The organism is Haloglomus salinum (assembly GCF_024298825.1).
In the GTDB taxonomy this organism is placed as follows: Archaea; Halobacteriota; Halobacteria; order Halobacteriales; family Haloarculaceae; genus Haloglomus; species Haloglomus salinum.
The window spans coordinates 2,418,203-2,434,936 of sequence record NZ_CP101153.1 but is presented as its reverse complement, the minus strand read 5'-3'; the positions used below and the strand labels follow the sequence as shown (position 1 = coordinate 2,434,936).

Annotated in this window: 14 protein-coding genes; 3 read left to right on the top strand and 11 right to left on the bottom strand. The window is 70.9% G+C overall.

The annotated features are described in order from the left end of the window. Window positions 1-102: 102 nt before the first annotated feature. Complete coding sequence (locus NL115_RS11675) at window positions 103-534, top strand: universal stress protein (RefSeq protein ID WP_254821113.1); 432 nt, start codon at window positions 103-105, stop codon at window positions 532-534. A 24-nt stretch (window positions 535-558) separates the two neighbouring features. On the opposite strand, the gene NL115_RS11670 is transcribed toward NL115_RS11675, so the two are convergent. The 4 genes from NL115_RS11670 to NL115_RS11655 form a co-directional block, all read right to left on the bottom strand. Continuing rightward, window positions 559-1,764, bottom strand: coding sequence for an inorganic phosphate transporter (locus NL115_RS11670; RefSeq protein WP_254821112.1), 1,206 nt, complete (start codon window positions 1,762-1,764; stop codon window positions 559-561). Next, entirely contained in the window at window positions 1,761-2,642 is an 882-nt protein-coding gene (locus NL115_RS11665) for a universal stress protein (protein WP_254821111.1), read from the bottom strand. The genes NL115_RS11670 and NL115_RS11665 overlap by 4 nt, the downstream gene beginning before the upstream one ends. 77 nt (window positions 2,643-2,719) lie before the next feature. Further along, entirely contained in the window at window positions 2,720-3,862 is a 1,143-nt protein-coding gene (locus NL115_RS11660; protein WP_254829539.1) for a metallophosphoesterase family protein, read from the bottom strand. 60 nt (window positions 3,863-3,922) lie between these two features. Next, complete coding sequence (locus tag NL115_RS11655; protein ID WP_254829538.1) at window positions 3,923-5,260, bottom strand: PQQ-dependent sugar dehydrogenase; 1,338 nt, start codon at window positions 5,258-5,260, stop codon at window positions 3,923-3,925. Window positions 5,261-5,445: 185 nt separating this feature from the next. Between NL115_RS11655 and NL115_RS11650 the strand changes: the two genes are divergently transcribed. Further along, window positions 5,446-6,486 carry an alpha/beta hydrolase gene (locus tag NL115_RS11650; RefSeq protein ID WP_254829537.1) on the top strand — a complete coding sequence of 347 codons (1,041 nt, stop codon included), beginning with the start codon at window positions 5,446-5,448 and terminating at the stop codon, window positions 6,484-6,486. A gap of 1,214 nt (window positions 6,487-7,700) precedes the next feature. On the opposite strand, the gene NL115_RS11645 is transcribed toward NL115_RS11650, so the two are convergent. The 7 genes from NL115_RS11645 to NL115_RS11615 all read right to left on the bottom strand — a co-directional run bounded on the left by NL115_RS11645 (window position 7,701) and on the right by NL115_RS11615 (window position 15,469). Next, window positions 7,701-8,687 carry an NAD-dependent epimerase/dehydratase family protein gene (locus NL115_RS11645; RefSeq protein WP_254829536.1) on the bottom strand — a complete coding sequence of 329 codons (987 nt, stop codon included), beginning with the start codon at window positions 8,685-8,687 and terminating at the stop codon, window positions 7,701-7,703. Between the two features lie 88 nt (window positions 8,688-8,775). Beyond that, complete coding sequence (locus NL115_RS11640) at window positions 8,776-9,747, bottom strand: ABC transporter permease (RefSeq protein WP_254829535.1); 972 nt, start codon at window positions 9,745-9,747, stop codon at window positions 8,776-8,778. After that, the gene (locus tag NL115_RS11635) at window positions 9,744-10,712 is read right to left on the bottom strand and encodes an ABC transporter ATP-binding protein (RefSeq protein WP_254829534.1); all 969 of its coding nucleotides are present in this window, start codon (window positions 10,710-10,712) and stop codon (window positions 9,744-9,746) included. The genes NL115_RS11640 and NL115_RS11635 overlap by 4 nt, the downstream gene beginning before the upstream one ends. Further along, window positions 10,705-12,090 carry a nitrous oxide reductase family maturation protein NosD gene (nosD, locus tag NL115_RS11630; RefSeq protein WP_254829533.1) on the bottom strand — a complete coding sequence of 462 codons (1,386 nt, stop codon included), beginning with the start codon at window positions 12,088-12,090 and terminating at the stop codon, window positions 10,705-10,707. Before nosD ends, NL115_RS11635 begins: the two co-directional genes overlap by 8 nt. A gap of 6 nt (window positions 12,091-12,096) precedes the next feature. Then, window positions 12,097-12,978 carry a hypothetical protein gene (locus tag NL115_RS11625; RefSeq protein WP_254829532.1) on the bottom strand — a complete coding sequence of 294 codons (882 nt, stop codon included), beginning with the start codon at window positions 12,976-12,978 and terminating at the stop codon, window positions 12,097-12,099. Window positions 12,979-12,996: 18 nt separating this feature from the next. Continuing rightward, window positions 12,997-14,964 (bottom strand): TAT-dependent nitrous-oxide reductase, encoded by a 1,968-nt coding sequence (gene nosZ, locus NL115_RS11620; protein WP_254829531.1) that lies wholly within the window; start codon window positions 14,962-14,964, stop codon window positions 12,997-12,999. Between the two features lies 1 nt (window position 14,965). Next, entirely contained in the window at window positions 14,966-15,469 is a 504-nt protein-coding gene (locus NL115_RS11615; RefSeq protein WP_254829530.1) for a plastocyanin/azurin family copper-binding protein, read from the bottom strand. Between the two features lie 175 nt (window positions 15,470-15,644). Between NL115_RS11615 and NL115_RS11610 the strand changes: the two genes are divergently transcribed. Next, the gene (locus NL115_RS11610) at window positions 15,645-16,649 is read left to right on the top strand and encodes an ATP phosphoribosyltransferase regulatory subunit (RefSeq protein WP_254829529.1); all 1,005 of its coding nucleotides are present in this window, start codon (window positions 15,645-15,647) and stop codon (window positions 16,647-16,649) included. The last annotated feature ends 85 nt before the right edge of the window (window positions 16,650-16,734 follow it).

Genomic DNA, 16,734 nt, shown 5'->3' with positions numbered 1-16,734 from the left:
ACGCGGCCGGTGGAGCGGCCCGCGGGGCGGCCGGTGGAATCTCCAGCGGCGCGGCCGGTGGGCACCGCCGACATACTTGTACCTCGGCCACCGAGCGTGGGCATGGAGCCGTCCCACGTCCTCGTCCCGCTGGACGGGTCGCCGCTCGCGGACGACGCGCTGGCCCACGCACTCGCGGTGTTCGACTGTCCGGTGACGGTGCTGAACGTGGTGACACCGCTCGACGCCGGGATGAGCGAGGGGGGCGTCCTCGAGACCGCGGAGGAGCGACAGGCGGCCGCCCGCGAGCGGGCCGACGAACTGGTCGCGGACGCGAAACGCCGGGCCGAGGAGGCCGGAAGGACCATCGACACCGCCGTCGAAGCGGGCGACCCCGCCGACACCATCCTCGGGTACGTCGAGGACCACGACATCGACCACGTCGTGATGGGCGGGCACGGCGGGTCGCGGGGCGACCTCGCGCGGCGGCTCCTCGGAACCGTCGCGACGAAGGTCGTCGGCGAGGCGTCGGTGACGGTGACGGTCGTCCGGTAGCAACGCGGCGCGGTCATCCGATAGCTACGAGCCCAGCACCGTCGCGAAGACCCGGTAGAGGCCGAACCCGATGCCGACCGACGTGCCGAGCGTGAGCACCCAGAAGGTCAGCGTGATACCGATCTTCCGGCGCGAGACGCCCGCCGAGCCCCCGGCGAGACCGCCACCGATGACGCCGGAGATGATGATGTTGTTGAACGAGATGGGGATGCCGAGCGCGATGGCGACCTGGGCGATGATGAACCCCGGGACGAGCGCGGCGATGGAGCGCCGGATGCCGAGCTGGGCGTACTCCCGTGAGGTGGCCTGCAGGAGTCGCGGCGCCCCCATCCACGCGCCCCCGAGGATGCCGACCGCACCGACCGACAGGAGGACGATTCCCGGCAGTCCCAGCTCCGAGACGTAGAGGTTCTCCAGCGGGCCCGTCGCCAGTCCCACCTGACTCCCGCCGCTGGAGAACGCGACGATGCTACCCAGCGCGACGAGGAACGTCTTCACGCCCCGGTCGACGGAGGCCTGCGTCCGTCGGCGGATGAACCAGAAGCTGGCAGCCGCGGCCAGCAGCGTCGCGGCGACGACCGCGAGGTCGATATCGGCGACGACCGGGGAGGAGACGGCTCCAGCGAGATACCCGGCGATGGAGTTCTGCGTGGCCTCACCGGGCGCGGGGATGATGCTCAACTCGACGTTCGCGACGATGCCGCCGACGACCCCCGCGAGCAGGGGGATGCTCACCGTCTCGGGCACGTCGTCGCGGCGCAGGAGGGTGGCGGTCAGGTAGGCCAGTCCGCCGGAAACAGGGGGGACCAGCGCCCAGAAGACGGCGATGCGACGGTAGGTGTCGATGGCGGGGGCACCCCCAAGCGAGAGGCCGACACCCACCATCGCGCCCGTGGTGGCGAACGCCGCGGGGACGGGGTAGCCGGTGAAGATGCCGAACGCCATGAACGCCGTCGCCGTGAGCAGGCCGGCCGTCGCCGCGAGCGACGTGATGGCGACGCCGTCGATGAGGCCGGCGCCGACCGTCTCGGAGATGCTCCCGCCCTGCGTGAGCGCGCCCAGCGCCGCGAGGATGCCGATGAGGAAGGCCGCCCGCATCGTCGAGATTGCGTTCGCGCCGATAGCGGGGGCAAAGGGCGGCGAGTTGCTGTTCGCGCCGAGCGCCCACGCCGTCCCGAGGCTGGTGACCGTCGCGAGCACGACCAGACCCCAGAAGACGACCGCGGTCACCGTCGGAGCAGCCCCCCGATCCAGTGGCGGAGTCCCCCAACCGTGTCGCCATCGCGGGCGAGAATGACCGTCCGGCCGGTGCGGTCGACGACCCGCCGTGGGACCGATCCGGCCAGTTTCCGCCTGATGGCCCCCTGTCGAGTCGCCCCCATGACGACCACGTCGTGGTCGCTCGCTTCCGCGACGATGGCGTCGGCCACGTCGTCGGCCGCCCCGACCGCCGTCGCCGTCGACACGTCCGGGCCGTCGTCGGCTAGGGCCTCCCGTTCCTCGGCGACGAAGGCCTCCGCAGTGTCCGTGTCCGTCCCGTCGGTGGCGACCGAGAGCACGAGGACGCGGGCATCGTTCCGGGCGGCGATGGCCCGCGCGACGTTGGCCGCCGCGTCGGCGTGAGGCCCCCCCGCGACCGGGAGCAGGACCGACTCGACCCCGTTCGCCTCGCGGCCGACGCGCTCGATGTAGAGGTCACAGCGTGCCCGCTCGACGAGCGTGTCGATGGTGCTCCCGAGGACGGCGTCGCTCCGGCGTCGCTGCCCGTGCCAGCCGACGACGAGCGCAGCCGGGTCCGTCTCCGCGACCGTCGCGAGCAGCCCCTTCGCGACCGACCGTCCGGTGACCACGTCGCGCTCGAGGGCGACACCCTCCGGCGTCGTCACCGACTCGATCAGCTCGTGGCTCTCCTCGGCGAACTCGTCGACGATGGTCTCGTCGGCGAAGACGCCGAACGGGGAGTCGTGGGGCTTCACCGCGACGGTGACGAGCCGGACCGTGCCGGGGCCGAGGGCCGCGAGGTCACCCGCGGTCCGGACCAGCTGCTGGGCGGCCTCCGGGTTCCCGACGCCGACCAGTACCTGTCCGCCGGACCGCTCGTCGTCCATTGCTACAGGTTCGGGCCACTCCCGTGTTAAACGTTCGCGGAGCGGGGCGGCCGCGGCGACGCGACGAGGGGCGGCTGTCAGGCGAACACGCCGGTCCGTTCCCGGCTCTTCCCGTCGGCGCCGATGAGCACGCGGCCGGCCGACCGTGGGCCGTCCTCCCGAACCGTGTCCGGTACAGTGACCTCGGTCCTGACGAACGGTCTCGGGCGGTTCATCTGGTAGATGGTCGGGCCGCTGTACTCCAGCGGGAACCGTTTCAGCTCCAGCCGGAGCCCGTCGGGGCGGACGGCGCCGACGAGGTAGTTGACCGGGGAGTGGGCCCCCCAGAGCGCGCCGTGGGTGACCTGCCAGACCCCGTCGGCACGGTCGACGGTGAGCGCGTGGTGCTCGCCACAGAGGTAGGTGTCCACGTCGAACTCGCGGAGCGCGCGCCAGAAGCCAGACTCGCGGCCGCCGTCGAGGTAGAGCGCGCTGGAGTGGCGCGACTTCACCGGTCGCAGGACAGGGACGTGGCCCTGGACCACGACGTGGTCGGCGTCGGTCGCCGAGAGGACCGAGCGGAGCCACGCCAGCTGCTCGCCGGTGACCGAGACGTGGACCTCGCCGTCGCGCCGCTCGAAGGTGTCGACGGTGACCAGCAGGAAGTTCTCCCGCTCGACGGTGTAGGCGAGCCCCCGGTAGCCCTCGGGCCCGTTCCGTGGGGTGTCGAACTGGCGGGCGAACTGGCGCTCGAACGTCGGCGTCAGGCCGTACGTGTCCTCCGTTTCCCACTCGTCGTCGCCCAGTTCGTGGTCGCCGACAGCGGGGTAGAGCGTGATGTCGTGGTCGCGCATCCGGCGGACGTAGCCGCCCCAGTAGGCGTTGGCGTACAGCCGGACCTGCTTGTGAGACTCCCACCACCGCGCGTCCATGATGTCGCCAGCGACGAGCGTGAAGGCCGGGCCCTCGCGCTTGAGCCGGTCGAGGAACCAGCTCAGGGCGTCCGCCCAGCCCGCCATCGGATACGGGATGTCGGCGTTGAACAGGTCCGGGACGCTGGTGAACCGGAAGCTCCCGGCTGCGGGCGTACGGTCGGTCGGCGAGACGGGCGACTCGCCCGACGCCGTCGGGTCGGGGCCGTCGCTCCCGTCGCCGGTCAGCCCGGAACAGCCCGCCAGGCCGGTCGTCAGCGCCGCTCCCGTGGTCGCGAGTACCCGGCGCCGGGTGCGTCGGCGGCGCATGGTCGGCTCTCGGAGGACAAGCGGCAAAAATCACGGGGCCGGATGCAGGTCCCGGCGGGACTACTCGGCGCGCACGAGCCGGTAGACCCCGCCACCGTTCGCGCCCGTCCCAAGCATGTACAGCTCGCCGTCGGCGTCGCGGCCGACCGAGAGGAGCCGACCGAGGGCGCTCGCGTCGTCGCCGAGGCCGAGCGTCCGGGTGGGCCAGCGGCCGTCCGACTCGGGCTGGGTCGCGACGAACAGCCGGCCGTCGACCTGCAGGTCGCCGAAGACGTAGGCACCCTCGAGCCCGGGAATCGCGTCACCGCGGTACACCTGGCCGCCGATGACGGAGATGCCGCTCACGCCGTCGCCGGAGTGGGGGTACTCGACGATGGGGCCGGCCAGCGGTTCGCCGCCGCGCACGTCCTCGGGCGTCGAATCGGGACAGTCGTCCGCGCCGTAACAGTGCCGGCCCTCCCTGACGTTCCAGCCGTAGTTGCCGCCCTTCTCGACGAGGCTTATCTCCTCGAACTTGCTCTGTCCCACGTCGCCGACGAACAGCCGGCCATCGTCGAACGCCATCCGATAGGGGTTGCGCAGGCCCCACGCGTAGTGCTCGTCGAGCCCCTCGCGACCCACGAGCGGGTTGTCCTCGGGGATGGCGTAGGGCCTGCTGTCGCCCTCGCCGTCCACGTCGATGCGGAGGATGGAGCCGAGCAGGTTCTCGGTCACGTCCTGCCCGTTGCCGCCGCCGACCGCGTCGTACCAGTCCGCGACGTGGCCGGTGCCCTGGTCGCCACCGGCACCGCCGTCACCGACCGCGACGTAGAGGAACCCGTCGGGACCGAACGCGAGGTCGCCGGCGTTGTGGTTACCCTGCGGTTCGGGAATCTCCAGCAGCGCGCGCTCGCTGTCGTGTCTCGCGTGGCGGCCGTCGCTCGTGGCCGCGAACTCGGCGAGGACGAACGTGTGCGAGTAGTTCGACGGCGTCCCATCGCGCGGGGGGGCGCTGTAGCGGACGAAGACGCGCCGGTTGTCGGCGAAGTCGGGATGGAGCGCGATGCCGAGCAGTCCCTTCTCGCCGCCCGCTGTCACCGTCTCTCGGAGGTCGAGGAACGGCTCCTCGCGGCGCTCACCACCCTCTATCGTGTGGACGATGCCCTGCTGTTCGGCGACGTACGAGCGGTCGGCGTCGGGGGCGAACTGGATATCGAGCGGCGCCCGGAGTCCCTCGACGAACGGCTCCAGCCCGACCGCATCCGGGAGGTCGGTCTCCTCGGGGAGTTCGTCGGTCGGGGTGCTCGCGCCGTCGCCGCCGTCGCCGCCGTCGCCCGGGAGCGTACAGCCCGCGAGGCCGGCCGCGGCGCCGGCAGCCGCCACCCGGAGAAGGCGACGCCGGCTCGTGGATGGGTCCATACCGGCATCGAGGGGTGGGAGCCACAAATACGCCCGCCACCCGGTCGCCAGCGCACCCCAACCGCAACCGAGCGGTCGGCGACCGGCGCCGCGTCGGTGCGGTGGCTGACCGCCAGCGGGCAGCGGTTAAACGAGCCCCGAATCGGTCGCACCGTGTTTATGCGACCGGGGCGAGAGGCGGGGGTATGGCTCTGCGAGCCGACGAACCACATCCCGAGGTCGAACTCGTTCTCGAACAACTCGCCGCCCTGAACGCGCTCCCGCTCAACCAGTACGGCCCCCGGGGCGCCCGCGACCTGTTCTCGCAGTTCAACGCCGACGAGGACGAGCCCGAGGTCGGGCGCGTCCACGACTTCACCGTCCCCGGCTACCAGCCCCAGGAGGGCGAGCAGCGCGACCCCGTGCCAGTCCGGCACTACCGCCCCGGCGAGGCCAACGAGGACCGCCCGACGGTCGTCTACTACCACGGCGGCGGGTTCGTCATCGGGAGCCTCGACAGCCACGACGTGACCTGCCGGCATATCTGCAACCGCGCGCAGGTCAACGTCGTCTCCGTGGACTACCGCCTGGCTCCGGAGGACCCGTTCCCCGCGGCAATCGAGGACGCCTACGCCGCCGCGAGCTACGTCCACGAGCATCCAGAGGAGGTCGACGGCAACGGCCAGCTCGCCGTGATGGGCGACAGCGCCGGCGGCAACCTCTCGGCCGCGGTCTGTCAGATGGCCCGTGACCGGCGGGAGGAGGCGGACCCCGCCGCAGCCGGTGAAACCGGCGAGGGAACGCGAGAGCCCGCGATGCCCATCCCGGACATCGACCGGCAGGTGCTCCTCTACCCGGCCGTCGACGCCCGGCAGGACCGACCCTCCTGGGAGCAGAACAGGGAGGGCTACTTCCTCGTCGAGGAGGACATGCTCTGGTTCTTCGACTGCTACTACGGCAGCGACATCCACCAGAAGAACCCGTACGCGTTCCCGCTGGAGGGCGACCTCCACGACCTGCCCCCGGGAACGGTCGTGACAGCCGGGTTCGACCCGCTCCGGGACGAGGGCATCGCCTACGCCGAGAAGCTGGGACAGGCCGGCGTCGACGTCGAGCACCGCAACTACGACGATGTCATCCACGGATTCCTCACGATGCTCACCGAACCCGTCGAACTCGAGCGGGCCCACGAGGCGATCGGCGACATCTGCGAGAACCTGCAGCGCGGGTTCGGCATCTACGAGTAGACTGATAAATTCGTTCATTTTACCAGAAACGAAATACTTCGGGACTTATACGACACCTCCATCACTAATCCCCCACTTTGAAAGCATAACATAGATACAGGCATACAGATTCCCACATCGACTTATATCACTGTTACGGCGGAACCGCTCCCGAAGCCCTCACCCGCTCTCCCGGGGTGGTGTGTGACTCCGACGGAACCGCTCCCGAAGCCCTCACCCGCTCTCCCGGGGTGGTGTGTGACTCCGACGGAACCGCTCCCGAAGCCCTCACCCGCTCTCCCGGGGTGGTGTGTGACTCCGACGGAACCGCTCCCGAAGCCCTCACCCGCTCTCCCGGGGTGGTGTGTGACTCCGACGGAACCGCTCCCGAAGCCCTCACCCGCTCTCCCGGGGTGGTGTGTGACTCCGACGGAACCGCTCCCGAAGCCCTCACCCGCTCTCCCGGGGTGGTGTGTGACTCCGACGGAACCGCTCCCGAAGCCCTCACCCGCTCGACCATCCGGGACCCGCTCGGTCGCTTCGCTCCCTCGCGTCGCCTTCGGCGACGGCTGCGCTCTTCGGCCTCCGCTACGCTCCGGCCTGCGGTGCTTGCCGGGTCCGGGATGGGTCGAGCGGGTTCGCCCTTCGGAAGTCCACCAGGCCCGCGCGTGGGTCAGTCGGGTCCATGGGCCTCATGCCTCCCCAGCCGCCTGCGGTGCTCGCTACCGCTGCGCTCCTCAGCCCTCGCGCGCTTAGAGATGGACGGCGACCGCTGGCAGCTCGCGGCATGAAGCCGCTCGCGGAGGCGGGCGCCGTCCACCAGCGCGCGCCGGTTGGGCTGACGAGGCTGGCACGCACCAGACGAGCGGCTGGGTCGACCGGCTGGTTCCGGAACCAGGAAGCGCGCTTGTGCCTCCGCCGTGGAGGTCGTTCGAGAGAGCGACGCCCTCTCGTGATCACGAAGATCTCCGGTTTTCGGACGACCGCGACCGCAGGGAGCGTGCCGGAACACCGCGGCGTCCTCGTGAGCGAAGCGAACGAGGGCTCGTCAGAGCTTGCTCTGACGGCGCGAGCGCGGGGAGGTGTGGGGACACTGCGCTCCGCTGGAACCACCAGGCGCGAACGTTCCGGTGAACAGCCGAATCCTAGTGGACTCGAAGCGCGAGGGCTTCGCAGGGGTCTCAGCCGTCGCCGGGCCCCGAATGACAAAACGCAACTCCTCCACCAGACCCGTTCTACATCGTTTCGAGAATGTCCAGCACGCGCTCCTCGTTCTCGCGCTCGGGACCACGCTCCCCCTCGAAGCCGCGCTCGCGGACGTGCTCGACGGTCGCCGCCACGGCCTCCTCGTGGGGTGTCGACCGCCAGCCCAGGTCCCGGAGCTTCGTCGTGTCGAGCACGTGGGGGTAGCCCCGGTATAGCGGGAAGTCCTCGTGGGTCAGGTCGCCGGCCTCGAGTTCCCGCGTGCCGGCCGTGACGATCTCGGGGTGCGAGTCGCAGGCATCGGCCACGAGGTCGACCCACTCGCCCAGCGTCGGCAGGTGGTCGTCGCCGCAGTTGTACGCCTCGCCCGGCTCGCCACGGTCGATGAGCGTCAGGATGGCGTCGGCCACGTCCGCGACGTAGACGAGGTGGCGGAGGTTGGTACCGTCGCCCGGCACCAGGACACGGTCGGCGCCGTCCACACGGTCGACCCAGTAGTCGAACCGCTCCGTGTAGTCGTGGGGGCCGTAGACGATGGGCGGGCGGAGACTCATCGCGTTCACGCCGTCCTCGGCCGCGGCGAACAGCCGCCGGTCGGCCTCGGCCTTTCTGTTCCCGTAGGTGTCCCAGGTGTCGTCGGTGGCCTGCTCGTCGGTGCAGTCGTGGAGGGGCGTCTCGCCCTCGCGCTTGGGGATGCGCTCGGCGCCGTAGGCGGCACCCGAACTGACGAAGACGTAGGCGTCGACGTCGGCGAAGACCTCGCAGGCGACTTCCACATCGCGGGGGTAGTAGGCGACGCAGTCCACGACGACATCCGGGTCGACGGCGTCGCACGCGTCACGGAGGTCCTCGTCCTCGCGGCGGTCGCCCTCGACGTGGCCGACCGCATCCCCGAACGGTGACTCGCGGTTGCCGCGGTTGAACGTGGTCACCTCGTACCCCTCGGCGAGGAGGGCCTGGACGGTGTGGCGGCCGATGAAGCGGGAGCCACCGATGACGAGCGCGTCGGCGTCGGTCATACGGGCCGGACACGGGGCGGCGGCATGTGGGTTTCGCCGGCCGCGCCGGCGACCTGGAATCGTCACCCGGCGAACCGTCACCCGGCGCTCAGACTCGCCGGCGCCCGAGCAGCCGCGCAGCGACGGCCGTCGGCACGACGACCCAGCCGGCGAGCGCGGCGGCGACGACCGGCAACGAGAGCCCGGCGGCCGCCAGCACGCTCCCGAAGCCGCCCGCGACGACGTCAACCTGCGAGAGCGCCAGCACGCGGAAGCAGTCCACCGGGTTGAGCAGCACGGCGACCGCGACCGCCCGCGACCCGAGGTCGAGCCCGGCGATGGCGGCGAACGCGACAAGGTCGTGTAACAGCACGACCCAGAGCCAGCCCGCCAGCGAGAGCCCCAGCGCGTGGGTCTTCTCGGCGGCCACCGTCGAGACCAGGACCGCGACGGCGAGCACGGCCCAGCCCAGCGCGACCGCGGCGAGCGCGACGACGGCGTACGCGCCGAGGCCGCTCGTCCCGAGCGTCAGGGCCAGCAGGAGCCCGCCGGAGAGGAAGCCGACCAGCGTGGCGCCGCCGAGCACCGCCGCACGGCCCGCGAACCGGCCGACGAGGAGTTCCGCGCGGGAGAGTGGCAACGCGAGCACGAGTTCCAGCGACCCGCGCTCGTCGGCCCCGACGACCGTGTCGTAGCCAACCGCGACCGCAGCCAGCGGGACGAGGTAGACTCCCAGCTCGACGACCGTCGCGACGACGGCGTCGGCCCGGACCGGACCGACCGCCGAGCCGCCGAACCGGACCACCGCGACCGTGAACAGCCCGAACAGGGCGACGAGACCGACCGCCCACCGGCTCCGGACGAGGATGCGGTACTCCCGGATGGCGACCGCCGCGAGCGGGTCACCGCTCGGGAACCGGGCCGACCGCCGGACCGGTTCCGCAGTCGCTGCCGCGTCCCCGGTTCCCGTCGTGCCCGAAGCCGCCACGCCGCCGTCGGGCGAGGGGTCGCCCGTGCTGGCTCCGGCACCGTCGGCTCCCCCGGGCTGGTCGTCGCCCCGGGAATCCCGCTCGTCGGTCATGCCGTCTCACCTCCTGTTCCGGCGGGGCGCTCCGGGCGCGTCCCGTCGTCCTCGGTGCCGCCGACGGCCTCGTGGAACGCGGCCTCCAGCCCCGGTTCGGTCACCTCGAACCGTTCGAGGGGGTGGGCCTCGCCGACGGCGACCAGCGCGTCGTACGCCTCGCCCGGCGGGCAGTCCGCGGTCACCCGCGTCCCGCGCTGCGAGACGGCCGCCACGGCCGCCCGCTCCCGGAGCAGTCGAGCGGCGGCGGCGGCGGCCTCCGGGCCCGGAAGCGCCAGCGAGACGGTCACCGTGTCCCCCGACCGGCGGAGCCGCTCGACGGGGCCGTCGGCGGCGACCCGCCCGTCGTTCATCAGGACCGCCCGGTCGCAGAGCCGCTCGATCTCCGACAGCGCGTGCGAGGAGAACAGGACGGTCACGTCCGTCCGGTCGGCGAGGCCACCGACGACATCGTGGAACGCGGCGATGCCGTCCGGGTCGAGCCCCGCGGTCGGCTCGTCGAGGATGAGCACGGCCGGGTCGCCGACGAGCGCCGTCCCGAGGCCGAGCCGACGGTTCATCCCGTTGGAGTAGCCGCCCACCCGGCGGTCGGCGGCATCGGCCAGCCCGACCGTCGCGAGGATCCGCCGGACGTGGTGGTCCCGGCCGTCCGCGGGGACGCCCCGGACGCGGGCGTGGAACCGGAGCACCTCGCGCCCGGTCAGGTTCGCCGGGAAGCCCGCGTGTTCGGGCAAGTAGCGGACCAGCTCCCGGACCCGGTTCCCGTCGGCCGGGTCGGCGCCCGCGACGCGCACGGTCCCCTCGTCCGGCCGGTTCAGCCCGACCAGGAGCTTGAACAGGGTCGTCTTCCCGGCCCCGTTGGTGCCGAAGACGCCGACGGACTCGCCGCGACCGACCGATAGCGAGACCCCATCGAGCGCCTGCACGTCGCCGTACGCCGCCGAAACATCGGTAATCTCAATCATCGTAGTACTGCCTCCAGTCGTCGTGTGCTGGTTCGGTACGCGGTCGGCTATCGACGATGCCCGGCGACTCGATGGCGGGGACGGTCGCCTCGGCCAGGCGGACGGCATCGAACGCCGGGCTGGTGGCGAACACCCGGGTCGCCGGCTGCCTGGCGGTCACCTGCTCGATTGCCCCGGCAGGCTGGTGGCGGGTCTCCCCGACCCCGTCGTCGTCGAGGTCGACCGGGTTCGCGCCGGCCCAGTAGTTGCCGGTGCTCGTGTTCCAGTACACCTGCTCCTCCAGCACGGCCAGCACGGCGCGGTCGTTCCGGAGGAAGCTGTTGTTGGTGACGGTCGTGTCCGTACTGCCCGCGGTGAGGTGGACACCGACCTCGTTGTCGGCGACGAGGTTATCGGTCAGCGTGTTGCCCACCGAGTTGTACATGAACACGCCGTTGCCGTTCCCGACGAGGTGGTTCCCGCGGACCGTCGTGTCATCGATGCTCTTCAGGAGGATGCCGTGGCCGGACTGGCCGGTGTTGTCGACCGCGACGTTGTCCGCGACGACCAGCCGCTTCGACACCATCAGCGCGTAGCCCGCGTCGTTGTCGAACGCGACGTTGTCCACGAGCCGGCAGTCGTCGGAGTACATGTAGTGGACTCCGTAGCGCAGGTTCCACAGCCGGTTGCCACTCGCGGTCACGTTCGAGGCCCAGTTGTAGTAGAGCCCGTCCCGGACGGTCGTGATGTCGTTGTTCCGGATGACGCTGTCCTCGGTGTTCCAGACCTGGATGCCGTTCCCGCGCTGGGACAGCGTCGTGATCTCCTCGCGCCCGACGATGGTCGTGTTCGACACGCGGGCGTCGCTGACCCCGTTCAGCCAGACGCCGAACGTCGTCCGGGTGATGCGGCTGTCCTGTACCGTGACGCCGCTGGCGTTGATGAAGACGGCGGCGTCGTTGCCCGAGGCGTCGCGGCCGCTGTTGCGGACCCAGAGGTCACGCACCGTCACGCCGGGCGCCCGAATCGTGAGCACGTCGCCCTCGCCGTCGCCGTGGAGGAGCGCCGAGTCGACGCCGCTCCCCGCGATGGTGACGTTCGGCGTCCGGACGACGACCGTCCCGTCGAGGCGGCCGTCGACAGTCACCGTCGCGCCCGGCTCGGCCGCCGCGACGGCGCGCTGGAGACTGTCGTACGATTCGCCATCGACGGTCGCGACGCCGTCGGCCGTCGGCGCCTCGTACGCGTCCGTGTCGGGCACGGACGGCTCGAATCCCGAGGGCGCCGAGTCCGACGATGCGTCGCCGGGCGCGACGGCGGCGGCCGCCCCGAGCGAGCACAGCAGCGCCAGGGCTGCCGCGACGGCGAACGCCCGTTCCAGCGCGATTGTATCGAGCATCGTCTGTCAGTCCGCGGTCGTCGTGTCCTCGATGGCGTTCACCGCGTGGTTCTCCGTCGACGCGCCCGTCGTCGTGCCGCTCTCCGTCGGCTGGTCCGCCGATGCGTGGTTCTCCGTCGGTGCGCGGTCGTCCACCGACGTGCGGTCCCCGGTCGCCTGGTCCCCGGGCACCTCCCCGGAGCCGCCCCCGGGCAGCCGCTCGCGGATGACCGCGACTCGACTCCGGACGCGGCCAGGGAGGTCCCGGAGGCCGACGGTCGTGTCGCGGTAGTAGTACGCCACCGCGAGCAGCGCGACCGCGGTCATCGCCATGTAGGCGCCGACCCCGAACCGGGAGTAGCTCGTGATGTTTGCGACCTCGTAACGGCCCCACAGCGGCGGCGTGAACCCCGCGACACCCATCACCGGGGCGTCGGGGTCCAGCGTGTGGCCGGCCTGGTGGAGCCGATACTGGATGTCCGCCAGCAGCACGGCGAAGACGGCGACGGTGCCGACCAGCTGGTAGGTCAGGCCGCGCTTGAGCTTCTCTACTGTCGGCGCGAGCGCGACGAAGGCCGACAGCAGCGAGACGAGCACGAACGCGACCGGTCCCAGCGACCACTCGGGCACCTCGATGGCGCCGTCCTGGACGGGATAGTTCGGCTCGACGAACACCGGGTCCGGGAAGTAGAACCCGATGTAGTGGTTCAGCCGCGCCATCTCCGTGAAGTCGCCCGCGATACGGGGGTAGGCGTACAGCTCCACCTGCAGCACCGTGCTCGGGTACTGGACGGCGTGGACGCTGATGCGCCACATCGGGAACGCCAGCGCGGCGACGAACAGCACCGCCGCTGCAACGGGGAACGCCCGTCGGACCTCGGTGAACTCGTCGAGGGTCGGTCGTTGCATCTCCTGTCACCTCCGTTCTCAGGCGGGCTCGACGAGCATCCGGCTGCGCATCTCCAGGTGCAGTGCCGAGCAGAAGAACGTGCAGTAGATCCAGTAGACCCCGGGCTCATCGGCGGTGAACGTCACCGCTTCCGTGTCCTGGGGCGGCACGGCGTAGTTGATGTCGTACTGGGGGATGGCGACCCCGTGGACGATGTCCTGCACGCTCTCGATGTTGGTCGTCGTCAGCGTCACCTCGTCGCCCTCCTGAACCGTGAAGTCCGGGAGGCCGAACTCCGAGCGCTTGGTGATCATCTTGACGTGGACGCTGTTCTCACCGGTGCGCTCGACGCCGGAGTCGGCCTCCTCGATGTACGTCTCCTCGTAGTCGGCCGGGTCGTAGACCTTCTTGGCGTCGATCTTGTCCCGGTGGGCGAAGACGCAGTCGTGGGGCTCCGGGTACGCCGGGTGGTCGGCCACCAGCTCCATCGACGTCTCACCCTGGCCGATGTGGATGAGCTGGTCGTTATCCGGCATCGTCGGCCCGACCGGGAGGAACCGGTCCTTGGACAGCTTGTTGAGGCAGACCAGCCACTCCCCGTCGGGGTCGGTCGACATCGCCTCCAGCGCCTGGATGTGGCCGGGGTTGTAGTGGACGTCCTGCTTCTCGATGATCGGGTCCTCGGAGCCGGTCTCGGCCTCGGCGGCGGCCTGGATGTCCCACTTGGCGACCTGGCTGTCGATGAACAGCGAGGTGTAGGCATGGCCGTTACCGTCGAAGGTGGTGTGGAGCGGCCCGAGGCCGACCCGGGGGCGCCCGGCGACCGCCTCGGACGGGTCCGAAACCTCGCTCAGTGCGTTGATATCCAGCATCGTCACCGTCGGGGAGAGCTTTCCGGCGATGAACGCGTAGTCCCCGTTCGGCCCCACCTCGACGCAGTGGGGGCTCTTCGGCGTCGGGATGTACTTCACGATGGGGCGGTCCCCCTGGTTGAGGGCGCTCTGCTTCGTCCCGTCGACGACCGGCACGCCGTTGACCTCCTCGTAGTCGCCGTTCTCGACGGCCTGTTCGATGGCCGGGATGTCGAACGCCTTCACGTCGTCGCGGTCGTTCTTGGTCATCCCGGTGATACTGGTCGCCTCCTCGCTGTTGTACGCGGAGGCGATGGCCCAGCGGCCCTCCTTGCCGCTGTCGACGATGTCGAGGTTCCCGTCGACCTTCACCTGCCACAGGGTCTCCATCGACTCCGGGTCGACCGCGACGAACAGCGACGTGTACGCGTCCGGATTGTCCACGTCGCGGCCGTCGTTGGGCAGGGGCGCCCGGAACTCCCCGTTCCCAAGGACGTACTTCGTGTCCGGGGAGAGGACACAGCAGCCGTGGATGGCCTGCATGTTCGGGACATCCGTGATGGCGTCCGTCTCGAAGTACGTCAGGTTCACCCGGGCGATGCGACCGTTCGCCTTGTCGTTGACGTAGAGGTACTCACCGTCGTAATCGCCGTCCGTCTCCGAGAGGTTCGGGTGGTGGTTGTCACCCCAGGTGTAGTCGCCGCCCTCCTCCAGCAGCTCCTTCGAGCCGTCGGTGTAGCCGTAGCCGGTGGCACAGTCCGTGTTGAACACGGGGATACGCGTCAGCTCGCGCATCGACGGGATGCCGACGACGCGGAGCTCGCCGGAGTGACCACCCGACCAGAAGCCGTAGTACTCGTCGTGCTCGCCCGGCGCGACCTTGTGGTCGGGGCCGGAGCCGCTCGCACCGCCGTCGCCGCCACCGCCGCCAGTGATGTTCGAACAGCCGGCCAGCGCCCCCATCGCGCCGGCGGCCGCGCCGGCCTTCATGAAGTCCCGCCGGTTCAGCGACAGGTCCGGCAGGTCCAGCGACACCACCGGCTCGTCGGCTGCTCGGTCGTCCGGGGCTGGCTCGACCTCCGCGAGCACGTCGTCGAGCCGCTGTTCGTACTCCTCGATCACGTCGTTCGGGTCACGGCGCTCATCGGTGGACATATCAGATCACCTTTATCTCGCCGACCATCCCGTTCATCTCGTGCGGGACGCAGTAGTACTCGTACGTCCCGGTCGTCTCGAGCGTGACCTCGTAGGTCTCGCCTTTCGGGATGTTGCCGCCCTGTTCGTTGTTGTACGCCTCGACTGCCGCCGACTCGGAGTCGTACCCGCCAGACGCGAAGTACGTGGCGCCGTCGGGGATCTTGTCCTCGTATGCGGTCACCGTGTGGCCGATGCTGCCGACGTTCTCGAAGGTGAGCGTCGTGCCCGCCTCCACCTCGACCTTCGGGGGGTCGAAGGCCAGCTCGTCGGTCATGTCGACGGTGTCGGTCTGCGTCCAGCCGTCGCCGCCGCTGCCGCCGTCGCCACCGTCGCTCCCGCCATCGCCACCGCCGCCGCCGTCACCGCCGGTATCGCCGTCGCCACCGTCGCCGGACGTACAGCCGGCGAGGCCGACGGCCGTCGCTGCGCCCAGACTCCGGATGAGGGTTCGCCGTGTCGTCATGCTTGGCTCACATCCGTCCATCGACCCCGCCTCCGGATATACCGGGAAGCCGGCGCCCAGTGGGCGGGAAGCCGGGGCGAACGGGTTCGGGTATTCCTTTTTATGTCTCGCGGAGCGTTTCAGGACGACGGCCGCCACCGGGGCCGCCCGGCGGGCGACCGGTCGCCACACACCTATGACCAACCTAGACACGACCGAGCCGACCACGCGCCCCGTCCGGCAGTGCCTAGAGACGACCCTGCGTCGGCAGGAGTACCAGCCGGTCGACTACCCGACGCTGGCCCCCGCGAGCCGGTACGCCGACCACGGCCACGGGGGGCTCCTCTCAGTCGCCGACCCGGCGGACGAGTCGGGCGAGCGCTTGGCCCACGACGGTGACGAGGACACTGACGACACCGAGGAGGAGACGGTTCTGGCCCCGGAGCTGACGATGGCACTCGCCCGAGCGGTCACGGCGGGTGACGACGCCGACCCGAAGCAGTCGGGGCGGTGGCGGGCGACGGGACCCTGCTGGCGGGCAGCCGGCGTCCGTGCCGACGACCGCCGCGAGTTCCACCGCACGGCGGCTATCCACACCGGGGGCGGCCCCGATGCCGACGCCGAGCTGCTGTCGCTCGCGGCGTCGGCGCTCGATGCGTGTGGCCTCGATGGCCCGGCCGCGAGGCTCCGCGTCTCCCACCGGGGACTCCTTGCAGCGGTCTTCGACTCGTTCAGCGGCGATATCGACATCGAGGCCGCCCTGGCGGCGACGGCGACCCACGACACGACCACGGAGGCGTACCACGACGCGCTCGTCGACGCCGGCATGAACTACGGCCAGGCGGACACGCTGGCCGAACTGGTCGGGGTCGGAATCACCGACCTGGACGCGCTGGCCGACCTGACCGGCTCCGAGGCCGTCCGGTCGGCCGTCGACGACCTCCGGACCGTCCTCGATGCCGCCGGTGAGGTGGTCGAGCGGGTCGAGGTCTCGCTGGCCGCGCTCCCCGACCGCCCGTACGACACCGGCATCACCGTCCGGGTCCCGGGGACGGCCGACGGCCACCCGCCGGCGGTTCTGGGAGGGCGGTTCGACGCCCGGTTCGGGGCGTCCGGGGCATCCGCGGCGGAGCCGCGCCCGGCTGTCGGATTCGAATTCGACCACCCTGCGCTCGCGCGCCTGCGCTCGCAAGCGGAGTGAAGGATATCCCGCCGGCGCATCGTGAGCGGCCCACTCGTTCGGTGGAGTCACCGGAAATCCGACGCCGGCGTCGGGTCGTCGGGAC

Excerpts from the sequence above, each read along its gene's own strand:
- NL115_RS11610 (WP_254829529.1), top strand. The coding sequence starts at position 15,645 with ATGACCAACCTAGACACGACCGAGCCGACCACGCGCCCCGTCCGGCAG.
- NL115_RS11650 (WP_254829537.1), top strand. The coding sequence starts at position 5,446 with ATGGCTCTGCGAGCCGACGAACCACATCCCGAGGTCGAACTCGTTCTC.
- NL115_RS11635 (WP_254829534.1), bottom strand. The coding sequence starts at position 10,712 with ATGATTGAGATTACCGATGTTTCGGCGGCGTACGGCGACGTGCAGGCG.
- NL115_RS11640 (WP_254829535.1), bottom strand. The coding sequence starts at position 9,747 with ATGACCGACGAGCGGGATTCCCGGGGCGACGACCAGCCCGGGGGAGCC.
- nosD (WP_254829533.1), bottom strand. The coding sequence starts at position 12,090 with ATGCTCGATACAATCGCGCTGGAACGGGCGTTCGCCGTCGCGGCAGCC.
- NL115_RS11645 (WP_254829536.1), bottom strand. The coding sequence starts at position 8,687 with ATGACCGACGCCGACGCGCTCGTCATCGGTGGCTCCCGCTTCATCGGC.
- NL115_RS11625 (WP_254829532.1), bottom strand. The coding sequence starts at position 12,978 with ATGCAACGACCGACCCTCGACGAGTTCACCGAGGTCCGACGGGCGTTC.
- NL115_RS11665 (WP_254821111.1), bottom strand. The coding sequence starts at position 2,642 with ATGGACGACGAGCGGTCCGGCGGACAGGTACTGGTCGGCGTCGGGAAC.
- NL115_RS11655 (WP_254829538.1), bottom strand. The coding sequence starts at position 5,260 with ATGGACCCATCCACGAGCCGGCGTCGCCTTCTCCGGGTGGCGGCTGCC.
- NL115_RS11660 (WP_254829539.1), bottom strand. The coding sequence starts at position 3,862 with ATGCGCCGCCGACGCACCCGGCGCCGGGTACTCGCGACCACGGGAGCG.
- NL115_RS11615 (WP_254829530.1), bottom strand. The coding sequence starts at position 15,469 with ATGACGACACGGCGAACCCTCATCCGGAGTCTGGGCGCAGCGACGGCC.
- NL115_RS11675 (WP_254821113.1), top strand. The coding sequence starts at position 103 with ATGGAGCCGTCCCACGTCCTCGTCCCGCTGGACGGGTCGCCGCTCGCG.
- nosZ (WP_254829531.1), bottom strand. The coding sequence starts at position 14,964 with ATGTCCACCGATGAGCGCCGTGACCCGAACGACGTGATCGAGGAGTAC.